Consider the following 14,127-nt stretch of genomic DNA (forward strand, 5'->3'; position numbering starts at 1 on the left):
TACCCCGCTCCCCCGCAGGACACCTCGCCACCGTCCCCGATCGGAGCCGGTCCGGCCCCGATAGGGTTAGGTCCCGTGCCTCCAGGGCAGCTCCCCCCGGGGGCGCGCCCACCCGTCTGCGGGAGACCCCGCCCGCCCCCCCCCGCGCCCGGGGGCCCCCGGGGCCGCGCCGTAGCGCCGCGGGGTCCCCCCCGCCGATGTGCTCGGCCCCCGCGGCGGCGGCCGCGTCGAGCAGGTCGAGCACGCCGGGCCGGCGCAGCACACCGTCCTGCGGGAACGCGACGATCTCGGCGTGCACGGCGCCGCCGAGCGCGGCGAGCGCCTCGCGCACGACCTCGATGCCGCGCAGCCCCAGGCCGAGGTCGACGTCCACGTGGGTGCGGATCGCCGTCGTGCCGTGGCGCACGAGCTCGCGCAGCACGGCGAGGGTGACGTCGACGCCGGGGATGCCGAGCTCGTCGCGGTGCGCGCGCTCGTGCGCGATGCGGCCCTGCGTGGTCGCCTCGCCGCCGTAGCTGACCCACGGCTTGCCCCACCAGCTCTTGTCGACGTGCGCGTGCGCGTTGACGAGGCCGGGCAGCGCGAGCAGCCCGCGTCCGTCGACGACACCGGTCGCGTCGCTCGCCGTCGTGCCCGTCGGCAGGCCCGACGGCGCTGGAGCGGCCGGGTCGTGCGGTGCCACCGCGGCGATGCGCCCCTCGGCGACGTGCAGGTCGACCCGCTCGCCGCCCCAGGGGCGGACGTCGCGCAGGACGGTGACGGTCTCAGGGGCGTTCGGGCTGGTCATGCGGCGGGTCCTTCCGGGAGCGGGACGACGACCTGGGGCCGTCCGGGGATCTGGATCTCGTAGGTGTCGAGCGTGCCGAGGTCGACGACGGTCGCGCCGTCCCACGCCTCGGCCTGCGTGTAGCCGCCGGCGAGCACCGCGCTCAGGCTTCCGGTCGCGGGGTCGGTCCACGTGGTCGCGGTCTCGTGCCGGCGCGTCAGCGGTGCGACCTGCTCCGCGCCGGTCGCGGGGTCGAGCACCGTCACGTTCGGCCCGCCCGCGGCGTTGCCGAACGGACCGTTGCCCACGACGACGACACGACCGTCGGGGGCGCGCGCCATGCCGTGCTGGTGGCTGTCGGCGGCGGAGGGCACGCTCGTCGTCGTGCCGGTGGCCGGGTCGAGGCGGACCAGCACGCGGCCCTGGTAGGGGAGCAGGAGGGAGCCGTCGTCGTCGAGCACGGCGTAGTGCGGCTTCTCGAACGACGCGAGCCCGCCCTCGGTGCCGAACGGCGCGACCTCGATGCGCCGCGCCTCGAACGTCGTGGCGTCGACCACGTGCACGGAGAACTCGTCGTGGTCGACGGTGTAGACCTCGCCGCCGTCGGCCGCGACGAGCACGTCGAACGGACGCAGGCCCACGGGCGTGCTCGCGAGGACGTCGCGCGACGCGAGGTCGATCGTCTCGAGCGTCGACGAGTCGCCCCGGTGGACGGCCACGTAGACCCGGGTCCCGTCGGGCGACACGGCGATGCCCATGCCGCCGCGGCGGTACTCGCCGAACCCGACCCGGGACGGCGTGTCCCGGTACGGGATCAGGTCGACGCGCTCGCGCGTGGCGAGGTCGACGACCGCGACCCCCTGCGCCGTCGAGACGTACGCGCGCATCGTCGGAGCGTGCACGGCGACGCCCCACGGCGCTGCCCCGACCTCGATGCGGTCGACGACGGCGCTGCCCTCGCGGATCATCGGGTCGACGACGGCGAGCCCGTCGGACTCGGCCTCCGTGGCGAGCAGGTAGCGCGGAGGCGTCGCGGCCGGTTCCTCGGGGGCTGACGGCTCGGTGGTCGGGGCCGGCACGGGTTCCGTGGGCGAAGACGGCGCGACGTCCGGAGCCGGGGCGGACGGGGCGGCGTCGCCCGCGGCGCCGGGTGAGCAGGCGGCGATCACTGCGACCACAGCGGTCGTGGCCCATGCCGCGACGGCGTGCCGGGTGCGGCGCCGCACGGGCGCGGTGCCACCGGGACGGGAGAGGAAAGGCATCGAAGAATGGTATACCAATCGCCGGAACGAGTTCTCGACGCCCCGAGCCGCTCCCGGACCGGGCCGAGAACCGCGCCGAGGACCGGGCGACGACCGGGCGGACGCGTCGGCAGCGCGACCCCGCCCTACGCGCGGTCGTGGGCCGACGCCTCGGCGGCCCGCGGCTCCAGCACGACGACCGCCGTCTCGGTCGGGCGCCGCGCGGCGAACCCGTCGAGCGCGTGGTCGAACGTGCGCCACCGCTCCCAGAGCCGGGCGCGCTCCGCCCCCTCGGCCGCGCGACCGTGGACGGCGCGCGTCTCGCCGTCCAGCTCGACGGTCGTGTCCGGGTGCGCCTGGAGGTTGAGCCACCACGCCGGCTCGGGCGCGGCCCAGCCGTTCATCGCGAGGGTGACGAGGTTCGGGCCGTCCTCGAAGTACCCGACGATCACGTCGTGCTCACGGCCCGTTCGTCGCCCGACCGTGCGGAGCAGGAGCGTGCCCCACTTCGCGGGCTGCGGGCGCCACAGGCCGCGCCGGTGCCCGGTGACCCTGTAGTACGCGCGGTGCACGACCCAGGCCGTGCGGATGAACCACCGAGGCGGGAGCCGGGGTGGGCGCTCGGGGGCGGGAGGTGCGGAGGACGTGTCGGTCATGGTCACCGTCCTGCGTCGGAGGGGAGCCGAGGAACCTCGACGCAGCAACGGTCCCGCGGGTCGGGGCGCGCGTCAACGGTCCGTCACCGGTCGAGGGTCGCGGGCTCCTCCCGCACGACGTCGGCCGGCGACTTGTCGCGCCGCCACCCCTTCCACACGGGGTGCCGCAGCTTGCCGAACGGGATGTCGTCGCCCTCGCCCTCGCCGGGCCCCGTCCACTCGGCGTAGACGACCTCGGCGACCCGCCGTGGCGACACCCAGCGCGCGTCGCGCGCGTCCTCGCGGGGGACGCCCGTCGCGGGCGCCGTGGTGCGCTCGATCCGGCCGAGCTCGGTGACGAGGTCGCGTCGCTCCGCGTCCGTGAAGCCCGACCCGACGCGGCCCACGTAGACCAGCCGGTCGTCGTCGGGCACCGCGAGCAGGAGCGACCCGACGAGGTGGGTCCGCTCTCCGTGCCCCGGGCGCCACCCCACGACGACGACCTCCTGCGACTGCGCGTGCTTGAGCTTGAGCCACAGCGCCGAGCGGCGGCCCGACGAGTAGGTGCCGTCGCGCCGCTTGGCGACGACGCCCTCCAGGCCGAGCCGCTTCGACGTCTCCACCGCCGCGTCGAGGTCGCCGTCGAACGCGGGCGGCACGTGGACCGGCGCGCGCGCGTCGCCCAGCACGTCCTCGAGCACCTCACGCCGCTCGTCGTAGGGGCGCTTGGCGAGCGAACGGCCCGCGGTCTCCAGGACGTCGAACACCATGAGGTCGACGGCGACCTTCCGCCGTGCCGCCGCCACGTCCCCGGGTTTCGCGATGTTCGCGCGCTGCTGGAGGCGCCGGAAGCTCGGCCGACCCCGCGCGTCGAGCGCGACGATCTCGCCGTCCAGCACGACGGGCAGCGCCTCGGCCGGGACCTGCTCGGCGAGCGCCTGCAGCTCCGGGTACGTCACCGTCATGTCCTTGCCCGAGCGGCTCACGAGCCGCACCTGGCCGTGCGAGACGTGCGCGAGCGCCCGGAACCCGTCCCACTTCATCTCGAACGCCCACGAGTCGTCGTCGTGCAGGTCGCCCGCCGACGCGGGCGACGCGAGCATGGGCCGCCAGTCCGTCCGCGCCGGGGCCGGCTCGGCGTGGTCGTGGTCGGGTTGGGTGGCGGGTGGGGCGCTCGTCTTCTTCGTCTCGCCCTGGTCGCGGCCCTCCGCGGTCGCCGCCCCCGGGGTGCCGCCGCGCGGGGCCATGAGGTGGATGAGCCAGTTGGCTGTGTCGCGGCCGTCACGCCCGTCGCGGCCGCCCGTGTGGATGAGCGCGAGGCGGCGCGTGCCGTGCTGCTCGCCACGGAGGGTGACGATGACCTCCTTGCCGTCCCGCCACTTCTCCAGCTCGTACGTGCCGGCGTCCCAGATGCTCACCTCGCCCGCGCCGTACTCGCCCTTCGGGATCGTGCCCTCGAACGCCCCGTACGCGAGCGGGTGGTCCTCGGTCTGGACGGCGAGGTGGTTCTTCTTCGGGTCGGTCGGCTCGCCGCGGGGCAGCGCCCAGCTCACGAGGACGCCGTCGTGCTCGAGCCGGAAGTCCCAGTGCAGGCGCCGGGCGTGGTGCTCCTGGATGACGAAGCTGTTGCCCTCGCTCGCCGGTGGTGCCTCGTCCGGGACGGGCTCGGGCGTCCGCGCGGCGTCGCGCATCGAGCGGTAGCGGTGCAGGCGGTCGGGCCGCTCGTCGTCCCCGGCCCCGGGGTCGTCCGCGCCGTCGTCGCCCGACGTCGCGGCGCCCTTGCGCTCGAACGTCGCCATGCGCTCGGGCGTGGGCTCGAGCGCGGAGAGGTGGCCCAGCGTGAGCGCGGCCAGCGGGTCACCGATCGTCCGCACGCGCTCGACGACCTCGTCGGCGTCGAGGTGGCGCAGGTCCGGGTCGTCGAGCTCCTCCCACGTGCGGGGCGCGGCGACGGTCGGGTGCTCGCGCCCGCGCAGCGAGTACGGCGCGATGGTCGTCTTGTTGCCGTTGTTCTGGCTCCAGTCGACGAGCACCTTGCCGCCGCGCAGCGACTTCTTCATGTCGCTCACGACGAGGTCGGGGTGCTCGGCCTCGAGGTAGCGCGCGAGCTCGTGCGCGACGTCGGACACGGCCGCGGCGTCCTGCTTGCCGTCGAGCGCGGCGTACAGGTGGATGCCCTTGGACCCGCTCGTCACGGGCAGGGGCTCGAGCCCCATGCCCTGCAGGATCTGCCGGGCCAGGCGCGCGACCTCCGCGCACTCGGCCAGCCCGGCCCCCGGGCCGGGGTCGAGGTCGAGGACGAGCCGGTCGGGGTTGAGGTGGGCCCCGGTGCGGCCGAACTGCCACTGCGGGACGTGCAGCTCGAGCGACGCCGTCTGGCCGAGCCACGTGAGCGTCGCCAGGTCGTCGACGAGCACGTAGTCGTTCGCGCTGCTCTTGTGCTGGATCCGGCGCGTGCGGACCCACGACGGCACGCCCTGGCCCGCGTTCTTCTGGAAGAAGACCTGACCCTCGACGCCGTCGGGCCAGCGCTTGCGCGTCGCGGGCCGGTGGGCGCAGTGGGGGAGCATGACGTCGGCGACGGCTGCGAGGTAGGCGAGGACGTCCGCCTTGGTCGTCCCGGTCGCGGGGTAGAGGACCTTGTCGAGGTTCGTGAGCCGCAGGCGGTGGCCACCGACGTTCACCGTCTCGCCCGCGCCGCGGCTCGATGTGGTGGCCATGGGCCCATGGTGGCCCGCACGGGGCGGCGCCGCCCGCGGGAGGGACCCGACGAGGGACCAAGGGCCCTGTCCACGGGCCGTCGCGGGAACTTCCCGGCGTCCCCGACCGTGCACACTGGAAGAGGCGGCCGGACCCTCCCGGGGAGGCCGCCGGGACGATGCAAGCACCGAGAGGAACACCGTGACGCACCTGACGACCGACGACGTACCGCTCCCCGCGGAGATCGGTCCGCGCGTCCGCGAGTTCCGGCGCCTGATGATGAACTACAAGTTCGGCATCGACGAGGTGATGACCAAGATCACGGTCCTGCGCGACGAGTTCCGGCACGTCCACGACGACAACCCGATCGAGCACCTCGGCTCGCGCCTGAAGTCGCTCGAGTCGATCGTGGCCAAGGCACGGCGCAAGGGGATCCCGCTCACGCCGGAGGGCGTGCGGGAGAACATGTTCGACGTCGCGGGCGTGCGCGTGACGTGCGCGTTCGTCTCGGACATCTACCGCGTGCGGGACCTGCTCGTCGGTCAGCGCGACCTCACGGTGCTGGAGGAGCGCGACTACATCGCCCACCCCAAGGGCAACGGGTACAAGAGCCTGCACCTCATCGTGCAGGTGCCCGTGTTCCTGTCCGACCGCGTCGAGGACGTCGTGGTGGAGATCCAGCTCCGCACGATCGCCATGGACTTCTGGGCGAGCCTCGAGCACAAGATCTACTACAAGTACCAGCGGGACGTGCCGCAGCACCTCACCGACGCGCTCAAGCTCGCGGCCGACGTCGCCGCGACCCTCGACACGACCATGGAGCGCATCCACGACGAGGTCCGCGGTCTCGACGGCGTGCCCGAGCCCACGGAGAACACGGACGAGCTCGCCACGCCGCGCGAGGTGATGGAGAGCTTCATGCGGACGGCGCAGGTCGCCGACGAGGCGTTCCACGAGCGCCGCCACGACGGCTGACGCCGCCTACCCTGCGGGTCGGCGGCGCCGCCGCTCGGCGGAGCGGGCTCAGGTCCAGCGGAACCAGCGCGCCGCGCCGACGGTGCCGACGACGACCGCACCACCGAGCGCGACGAGGTGCGCCATCTCCACGGGTTGCCCCGCCCACGCGTCGCCGAGCGCCTGCACGGCGGCGCCGAAGGGCAGCATCTCGCCGACGCGCGCGACCGGCTCGGGGAGGTTCGACACGGCGCCGAACATGCCGCCGGTCGCCCCGAACGCGAAGAACGCGACGAGGCCGAGCGCGAGCGCGGCGTTCGGGGTCGGCGCGACGGCGGCCACGAGCATCCCCACCGCGTACATCGCCGCCGACGCCAGGACGAGCACGCCGAGCGCGACCCCCGGGGACGCGGGAAGTCGCGCGTCGAACGCGAGCGTCGCGACGACGAGGGCGAGCGCGACGCCCCCGGCGGTCTGGGCGATGCTCACCACGACCTGCGCGACGAGCACCATCGCGGGCGACGCGGGCGTGACGGACAGGCGCTTGAGGACGCCGGACCGCCGGTAGTAGGCGAGAAAGCTCGGCATGTTGATGACGCCGATGATGCCGACGACGATCGCGAGCACGACCGGGATCACGAAGACGTCGAACGCCGTCCTTCCCCCCGAGCCCGGGAGGACCGTCGTCGTGGCGTCGCTGACGCCGTACATGACGAGGATCAGCACGGGCATGCCGAACGGCATGACGAGCCCGGCGGTGTCGCGCGCGACCATGCGTGCCTCGGCGCCGACCAGGGCGGCCCACGCGCGCGGTCCGGGCCTGCTCGGGGTGCGCCGCCCGGACGGCGTCGTCACGGCGGGGACGGTGGTGGTCATGCGGCCTCCTCGGTCGGGGCGGTCGTCGCACGGGGATTGCCTGGCGGGTCGTCGGTGAGCGTGCGTCCCGTCAGGGCGAGGAACGCGTCGTCGAGCGTGGCGCGCTCGAGGCGGGTCTCCGTCGCGACGACGCCGGCTCGCACGAGCGCGGTGCTCACCTCCTGGAGCAGGTCGCCGTGCCCGGTCACCACGACCTGGTCCCCGCGGACCGCGACGTCGTCCACGCCAGGAACGCGGTCCAGGAGCGCGGGCGGCAACGGCTGCGCGACGCGGAAGCGCACGCGCTGGTCGAGCCCGGCACCCGCGACCAGACCGGCCGGGGTGTCGTGCGCGACGACGCGACCGCTCTCGAGCAGCGTCACGCGGTCGCACAGCCGCTCGACCTCCTCCATGAGGTGCGAGACGAGGAGCACGGTCGTGCCGCCGTCGCGCAGGTCCTCGACGACGCCCCAGACCTGCCGGCGCGCCTGCGGGTCGAGCCCCGTCGTGAGCTCGTCGAGGATCACGACGCGCGGGTCCCCGACGAGCGCGAGGACGATCGCGACCCGCTGCTGCTGGCCGCCCGAGAGCCGCTCGTAGCGCACGTCGCGCTGCTCCTCGAGACCCAGGGTCGCGACCAGCTCGTCGGGGTCGCGGCCTGCCCCGTAGAACGTGCGGTAGAGGTGCGCGAGCTCGCGCACCGTCAGCGCGCCGTGCAGGAACCCCGACTGGAGCTGCACCCCCAGCATCTGACGCACCGCGGCGCGGTCCGTGAACGGGTCGAGGCCGAGCACGCGTACGGACCCGTGGTCGGGCCGGCGTACGCCCGCGACCATCTCGACCGTGGTCGTCTTGCCCGCGCCGTTGGGGCCGAGGACGCCCAGGACCTCGCCCTCCACGGCGACGAGGCTGACGTCGTCGACCGCCGTGGTCGTCCCGCCCTTGCGGCGGTAGCGCTTGGTGAGGTTCCGTGCGTCGACGGCGTCCATGTCGTCCTCCTGCTCGTCCGCGGTGTGCCGGTGACGGGCGGGGAGGTCCCGCCCGGGTGCTCCCTCGACGCTAGGGAGCGGGGGGAGCGGGCCGCGCGTGCCGGTCGTCACCGACCCCGCCCATGACTTCCGGCACGTCGCGCGCGGGCGCCCGGTCCGTAGGGTGGAGGGATGCGACGGACCGACCCGGAGGTGTGGGCGGGCATCGCGATGCTCGTCGTCATCCTCGGCATCGGGGCGCTCGTCCCGATCGCCGCACCCGATGCCCTGACCGTCCCCGTCGCGGCCTGGCTCGCGGTGTTCGCCGCGTTCGTCCTGGTCACCGTGGGGATTGTCCTCGGGTCCGGCTTCGCGACGTCCCGCGTGCACACGCTGCTCGGCGCGCAGGTCGTGCTCGTCGCGACGCTCGTGCTCACGGCTCCCGGCGCGGGCTGGCTCCCCATCCTGCTCGTCGTCGTCGCGGCGCTGAGCGTGTACGTCGTCCCCGTGCCCGTCGCGGCCGTGGTCGTCGCCGTGAACGTCGTCGTCGTGGGAGTCGCGTCCGGCCTGCACGGCTCCGTCACCGACGCCCTGCTCACCGCGACGATCTACCTGCTGCTCCAGGTCGCGAGCGTCGGCTCGACCCTCGCGCTCCAGCGCGAGCGGCGCATGCGCGAGCAGCTCGCCGTCGCGCACGTCGAGCTGCGCGCCGCGGCCGTCCTGCGGGACGAGTCGACGCGCTCCGAGGAACGCCTGCGGATCGCGCGCGAGCTGCACGACGTGCTCGGCCACCAGCTCACCGTGCTCGCGCTCGAGCTCGAGACGGCGAGCCACCAGGACGGCGAGCGGGCCCGCAAGCACGTGGTGCGGGCCAAGGACGTCGCCCGCGAGTTGCTCGGCGACGTGCGGGCCACCGTCGGCGAGCTCCGGCGGCACGCGCCGAGCCTGGAGGAGTCGCTCGGCTCGCTCGTCGAGCGGGTGAGCGTGCCGCGCGTGCGCGTCGCCGTCGACGACGACGTCACGGTCGACGAGGAGCAGACGGTCGTGCTCGTGCGCGTGGTCCAGGAGGCGCTGACCAACGCCATCCGGCACGCCGAGGCCACCGTGCTCGACGTGACCGTCACCGCCGAGGACGGCCGCGTGCGGCTCGTCGCGCAGGACGACGGACGGGGCGCCGCCCGCGTGGAGCCGGGCAACGGGCTGCGGGGGATCGAGGAACGGGTCCGGGCCGCCGGCGGCACCGTCCGCCTCGACGGGCGCAGCGGGTTCCGCGTCGAGGTCGAGCTCGCCCCCGAGCGACACGCGGCCCTCGTCGAGCACCGCCGTGCCGGGGGAGACGGTCGGGCGATCCCGCGCGACACCGCCCCGGTGCGCCCGACGGTGGCGGGCGCATGAGCGACGCCGCGGTGCGCGTCCTGCTCGTCGACGACCAGACGCTCGTGCGGCAAGGGATCCGCAGCCTCCTCGAGCTCGCGCCCGACGTCGACGTCGTCGCCGAGGCCGAGGACGGGTTGGCGGCGCTCGCGGCCGTGCGCGAGCACGAGCCCGACGTGGTGCTGCTCGACCTGCGCATGCCGCGCCACGACGGGATCTGGGCGCTCGAGGCGATGAGCGAGAGCGGGTACGACGTCCCCGTGCTCGTGCTCACGACGTTCGACGACGACGCGCTCGTGTTTCGCGCCCTGCGCGCCGGAGCCCGGGGGTACCTGCTCAAGGACGTGACGCTCGAGCAGCTCACGGGCGCCGTCCGCACGCTCGCCTCCGGCGGCACGCTCGTGCAGCCGTCGATCACCGACCGCCTCCTGCGCGCGGTGCGGGCCGGGACCGTCCCCGCCGACGACCTGGACGACGGCGCTGGTCCGGTGCAGGAGCTGACCGACCGCGAGCTCGAGGTGCTCCGCCTCGTCGCGGCGGGGTTCTCCAACCGCGAGATCGCGCACGCCCTCTTCCTGGCCGAGGGGACCGTGAAGAACCACGTGTCGACCGTGCTGCTCAAGCTGGGGACGCGCGACCGCACGCGCGCCGTGCTGCGCGCGCTGCACGTCGGCCTGCTCGGCTGACGCCGGTCAGAGCAGCGTCTCGACGCCGATCGTCACGCGGTCGCCGACGTCGACGCCCTCGGCGCGACGCACCGCGGCCTTGATGGGCACCACGAACGTCTTGCGCTGCGCGTCGGGGAACACCGACGTCGACCAGCGCTGCGCCCCGAGCGTCACCTGGACCTTGACGGAGCCGAACCCCGCGGGTGGCAGCGGCAGCTCCGCGATCTCGTCGCTCACGTCCTCCGGCAGCGCGGCGAACACCCAGCTGTCGGTGCGTGCCTCCCACCGCCACAGCTCTGCCTCGAACTCGAACCTCGTCCCCGCCACCCGACCATGGTGCCGCGGGCCACCCACACGCGCGGCGTCGTCGGGCGGGCCGCGGACGTCGCCCGCACGCGACCCAGCGCCGCCACCCCTCGCGGGCGGGCGCGCGGGGCGCCACCATGGACGGATGAGGGCCATCTGGAAGGGCGCCATCACGTTCGGTCTCGTCAACGTCCCCGTCAAGGTGTACTCCGCGACGGAGGACCACGACGTGCCGCTGCACCAGGTCCACGACAAGGACGGCGGGCGCATCCGCTACCGGCGCGTGTGCGAGATCGACGGCGAGGTCGTGCCCTACGAGCACATCGACAAGGCGTACGACGACGGCGAGCGCACGGTCGTGCTGACGAGCGAGGACTTCTCCGCGCTCCCCGCCGAGCGCAGCCGGGAGATCGAGGTCGTGGAGTTCGTGCCGAGCGAGCAGATCGACCCGCTGCTGCTCGACCGCAGCTACTACCTGGAGCCGGACTCGAAGTCCAACAAGGCGTACGTGCTCATGCGGCGCACGCTCGAGGAGACCGACCGCACGGCGATCGTGAAGTTCGCGCTGCGCCAGCGCACCCGGCTCGCGGCGATGCGCGTGCGCGACGACGTGCTCGTGCTCCAGACGCTGCTCTGGGCCGACGAGGTGCGCGAGGCCGCGTTCCCCTCGCTCGACGACGAGGCGAAGGTGACCGACAAGGAGCTCGCCATGTCGGCGCAGCTCGTCGCGAGCTTCGAGGCCGACTTCACGCCCGAGGAGTACGAGGACGACTACCAGGCGCAGCTCCGCCAGCTCATCGAGGCCAAGCTCGAGCAGGGCGACGCGCTCGACACCGCCGAGACCTTCGGCGAGCAGCCCGAGGAGGGCGAGGGCGCCGAGGTCATCGACCTCATGGAGGCCCTGCGCAAGTCCGTCGCGTCGTCGAAGAGCAGCCGGGCGAGCGGGTCGGGGTCGTCCGGCGGGTCGACGGCGAAGGGCGGCTCGGGCCGCAAGGCCGCCTCGTCGTCGGGCAAGAGCTCCTCGGGCTCCCGGACGAAGAGCACGGGGGCCAAGGACGAGGGCGCGAAGCCCGCCGCCAAGAAGACCTCGAGCCGCTCGTCGTCCTCGAAGGAGAAGACGGCGGCGAAGACGACGGCGAGGACGACGCGGAAGAAGGCGTCCGCGTAGGGTCGCGACCTCGCTCCTCGGCGCCACTCCGCGCCGCGCGATGAGTTCGGTGCCCGGCGCGCGTCGGAACGGTGAGGACGGCCGGCCGGCCGCCCGTGAGGCCTGTGACGAACGGAGACGACGATGCGCGCGATCGTGCCGAGCCTGTGGTTCGACGGCAACCTCGAGGAGGCCATCACCTTCTACGCGAGCGTCTTCCCCGACGTGAAGGTCGGCGACGTGTTCCGCCAGCCCGACGGCACGGCGGTGTCGGCCGACTTCGAGCTCGCCGGTCACCGGTTCGCGGCCATCAACGGCGGCCCGCAGTTCCCGTTCACCGAGGCGGTGTCGTTCGTCGTCGAGTGCGAGTCGCAGGACGAGGTCGACGAGTACTGGGCCGCGCTCACCGACGGTGGCCAGGAGTCGCAGTGCGGCTGGCTCAAGGACCGGTTCGGCCTGTCGTGGCAGGTGGTCCCCGTCGAGTTCCTCGCGATGCTCCAGGACCCGGACCCCGCCCGCGTCCAGCGCGTCGTCGACGTGATGATGACGCAGGCCAAGCTCGACCTGGGACCGCTGCGGGCGGCCTTCGACGGCTGACCTGACGACAGGCCTCGGCCGGAGCGGCACAGGTGGTCCGCCGGGGATGTCCAGACCGCGCCCAGGTCTGGTTGAATGCGCTCGTCATCTCCGCCGACGGCACTGGCCGTCCTCTCGTGAAGGACCACGACACCGAGTGAAGAAGCTCCTTGCCGGCACCGTGGGGACGGTGCTGGCCCTCGGCGGGCTGGGCGTCGCCACCGCGACCCCCGCAGCCGCCGCTACCCAGTACGTGCAGCCGTCCTGCAACTCTCTCTACGTCAGCCTCGAGGACTACCCGGAGGGCACCTCCGTCGTCGTGACCCTCGACGGGGAGACGGTCGAGAGCACGACGTTCGACACGTCGTACTCCTTCTGGCGCGACGTCGACTTCTCGACCCCGCACGACTGGAGCGTCGAGGTCGACGCCCCGGACGGTGTGGAGGGTGACTTCGTCGACAGCGGCACCACGAGTCCGTGCGACACCGACCCGAACGCGTGGTCCGACGCCTGGGCCTCGTGCGGCGAGCTCTCCACCTCCGTGAGCGGCTACCCGGAGGGTTCGCGCATCGTCGTGAACCTGGACGGCGAGGTCGTCGCGGACGAGACGTTCACCGGCTCCAGCGCGAACAGCTGGTCGCTGGACTGGCAGGTCGCGCACGACTGGTCGGTCGTGCTCGACGCCGCAGACGACGCGCTCGACCGGACGTGGTCCGGGACGACCGAGCCGTGCCGCTTCGACCCGAGCCTGCGCGTCGACGTCAGTGCGTACTGCGAGTCCCTGTGGGTCAACGTCGCGGGGTACCCGGCAGGGACCGCCATCACCGTCCGGCTCGACGGCGAGGCGCTCGCGGAAGGGTCGGTCGACGAGAGCGGGTACTTCTCGGGTGGGTGGACCATCGACGGTTCGCGCGCCCAGGAGTGGGTGGTCGTGCTCGACGCCGCAGACGACGCGCTCGACCGGACCGAGACGGGAGTCTCGGAGCCCTGCTGGGTGGAGCCGAACACGGTGGAGCCGGTGACCCCGGTGACGGTGACGGACTGTTCCGCGACGCCCGCCGACGTCGTGCTGCCGGACGACACCGCCGAGATCACGTACGAGCGCACGGTCGACGGGATCGTCGCGACGGCCTCCCTGGGGTACGTGCTCCCGCCCTCGTCCGACCAGTGGGGGCCGCACGACGGCGGCCGGCTCCTTCTCGGCTGGTACTCGGTCGTCCGCCCTCGTTGCGACCTCGAGGTCGTCTCGGTGACCCCGGTGTGCGACGCCGGGGTGCCGTACGTGGACATCTCCGTGACGCCGCCGGCTGGCGCGACCGACGACAACTCGACCTTCTACATCGAGTGGGAGGGACCCGGCGGAGGCTACGAGGTGGTGTACGGCGACGCGGGGTTCGGGCACCCGTGGACGACGCGCCAGCCGTGGCCGGGGTTCATCACCCATGACGACGGGACCGTCTCGCCGACGTACGACCCGACGTGGCGGCTCGACGACGTCGACCTCGTCCTGTACGCGACCGTCGCCGCCGAGGGCGGCGCCTACTCGGTCGGGTACAGCGCGACCGTCGAGGACGCGCCGACGGCTGACCCCTGCGCCGACGACCCCGGCCCGCGCTTCTCCGTCGACGTGAGCGAGCGCTCGCTCGCGGGCAAGAACTACCTCGCGGTGCGCGTGCTCAACGAGGATGACAGCACCGCGGACGTGAGCGTCGTGACGCCGTTCGGCCGCAAGCACTTCCCGCGCGTCGCGGCGGGGGCGAGCGCGTACCAGGCGTTCGCGGTGCGGACGACCGAGCCGGTCGAGGGCCAGGTGGACGTCTCCTTCACGGCAGATGTCGACGGCGAGCCGGTGACGCGCGAGCGTTCCGTCCCGTTCTGGCTCGGCGGCTAGCCGCGGCGGTCGAGAACGAAGCGGGCCCGGGGGGGGGGGGGGCGAC

The 14,127-nt window shown here is 73.8% G+C and carries 13 protein-coding genes; 6 read left to right on the forward strand and 7 right to left on the reverse strand.

Features of this window, described 5'->3' with window-relative positions; genetic code table 11:
• The 4 genes from ACFWH7_RS13410 to ACFWH7_RS13425 form a co-directional block, all read right to left on the reverse strand.
• The coding region (locus ACFWH7_RS13410) for an amidohydrolase family protein (protein WP_463054459.1) at positions 1 to 787 on the reverse strand (787 nt) is incomplete at its 3' end.
• The gene (locus ACFWH7_RS13415; RefSeq protein WP_378217004.1) at positions 784 to 2,028 is read right to left on the reverse strand and encodes a hypothetical protein; all 1,245 of its coding nucleotides are present in this window, start codon (positions 2,026 to 2,028) and stop codon (positions 784 to 786) included. The genes ACFWH7_RS13415 and ACFWH7_RS13410, both read right to left, overlap by 4 nt.
• A gap of 125 nt (positions 2,029 to 2,153) precedes the next feature.
• The gene (locus ACFWH7_RS13420) at positions 2,154 to 2,663 is read right to left on the reverse strand and encodes a nitroreductase/quinone reductase family protein (protein ID WP_378217005.1); all 510 of its coding nucleotides are present in this window, start codon (positions 2,661 to 2,663) and stop codon (positions 2,154 to 2,156) included.
• Positions 2,664 to 2,746: 83 nt separating this feature from the next.
• Positions 2,747 to 5,362, reverse strand: a complete 2,616-nt coding sequence (locus ACFWH7_RS13425; protein WP_378217006.1) for an ATP-dependent DNA ligase — start codon at positions 5,360 to 5,362, stop codon at positions 2,747 to 2,749.
• 256 nt (positions 5,363 to 5,618) lie between these two features.
• Between ACFWH7_RS13425 and ACFWH7_RS13430 the strand changes: the two genes are divergently transcribed.
• Positions 5,619 to 6,317: a GTP pyrophosphokinase gene (locus ACFWH7_RS13430; protein WP_141390506.1), complete on the forward strand. Its 699-nt coding sequence runs from the start codon at positions 5,619 to 5,621 to the stop codon at positions 6,315 to 6,317.
• Between the two features lie 48 nt (positions 6,318 to 6,365).
• On the opposite strand, the gene ACFWH7_RS13435 is transcribed toward ACFWH7_RS13430, so the two are convergent.
• Together ACFWH7_RS13435 and ACFWH7_RS13440 are read right to left on the reverse strand one after the other, a co-directional pair.
• On the reverse strand, positions 6,366 to 7,172 hold the full coding sequence (locus ACFWH7_RS13435; protein ID WP_378217007.1) for an ABC transporter permease: 807 nt from the start codon (positions 7,170 to 7,172) through the stop codon (positions 6,366 to 6,368).
• Positions 7,169 to 8,140 carry an ABC transporter ATP-binding protein gene (locus ACFWH7_RS13440; RefSeq protein WP_378217008.1) on the reverse strand — a complete coding sequence of 324 codons (972 nt, stop codon included), beginning with the start codon at positions 8,138 to 8,140 and terminating at the stop codon, positions 7,169 to 7,171. Before ACFWH7_RS13440 ends, ACFWH7_RS13435 begins: the two co-directional genes overlap by 4 nt.
• 171 nt (positions 8,141 to 8,311) lie before the next feature.
• On the opposite strand from ACFWH7_RS13440, the gene ACFWH7_RS13445 reads away from it, so the two are divergent.
• Both ACFWH7_RS13445 and ACFWH7_RS13450 read left to right on the forward strand, forming a co-directional pair.
• Positions 8,312 to 9,514: a sensor histidine kinase gene (locus ACFWH7_RS13445; RefSeq protein ID WP_378217009.1), complete on the forward strand. Its 1,203-nt coding sequence runs from the start codon at positions 8,312 to 8,314 to the stop codon at positions 9,512 to 9,514.
• Positions 9,511 to 10,179 (forward strand): response regulator, encoded by a 669-nt coding sequence (locus ACFWH7_RS13450; RefSeq protein ID WP_378217010.1) that lies wholly within the window; start codon positions 9,511 to 9,513, stop codon positions 10,177 to 10,179. Before ACFWH7_RS13445 ends, ACFWH7_RS13450 begins: the two co-directional genes overlap by 4 nt.
• A 6-nt stretch (positions 10,180 to 10,185) precedes the next feature.
• Here ACFWH7_RS13450 and ACFWH7_RS13455 read toward each other — a convergent pair whose 3' ends face one another.
• Entirely contained in the window at positions 10,186 to 10,488 is a 303-nt protein-coding gene (locus tag ACFWH7_RS13455) for a DUF1905 domain-containing protein (protein WP_378217011.1), read from the reverse strand.
• 124 nt (positions 10,489 to 10,612) lie between these two features.
• On the opposite strand from ACFWH7_RS13455, the gene ku reads away from it, so the two are divergent.
• The 3 genes from ku to ACFWH7_RS13470 all read left to right on the forward strand — a co-directional run bounded on the left by ku (position 10,613) and on the right by ACFWH7_RS13470 (position 14,081).
• Entirely contained in the window at positions 10,613 to 11,635 is a 1,023-nt protein-coding gene (gene ku / locus ACFWH7_RS13460) for a non-homologous end joining protein Ku (protein ID WP_378217012.1), read from the forward strand.
• Positions 11,636 to 11,758: 123 nt separating this feature from the next.
• Positions 11,759 to 12,211 (forward strand): VOC family protein, encoded by a 453-nt coding sequence (locus tag ACFWH7_RS13465; protein ID WP_378217013.1) that lies wholly within the window; start codon positions 11,759 to 11,761, stop codon positions 12,209 to 12,211.
• A gap of 136 nt (positions 12,212 to 12,347) precedes the next feature.
• Positions 12,348 to 14,081, forward strand: a complete 1,734-nt coding sequence (locus tag ACFWH7_RS13470) for a hypothetical protein (RefSeq protein ID WP_378217014.1) — start codon at positions 12,348 to 12,350, stop codon at positions 14,079 to 14,081.
• Positions 14,082 to 14,127 lie beyond the last annotated feature (46 nt).

Source organism: Cellulosimicrobium cellulans, from assembly GCF_042723955.1.
In the GTDB taxonomy this organism is placed as follows: Bacteria; Actinomycetota; Actinomycetes; order Actinomycetales; family Cellulomonadaceae; genus Cellulosimicrobium; species Cellulosimicrobium cellulans_H.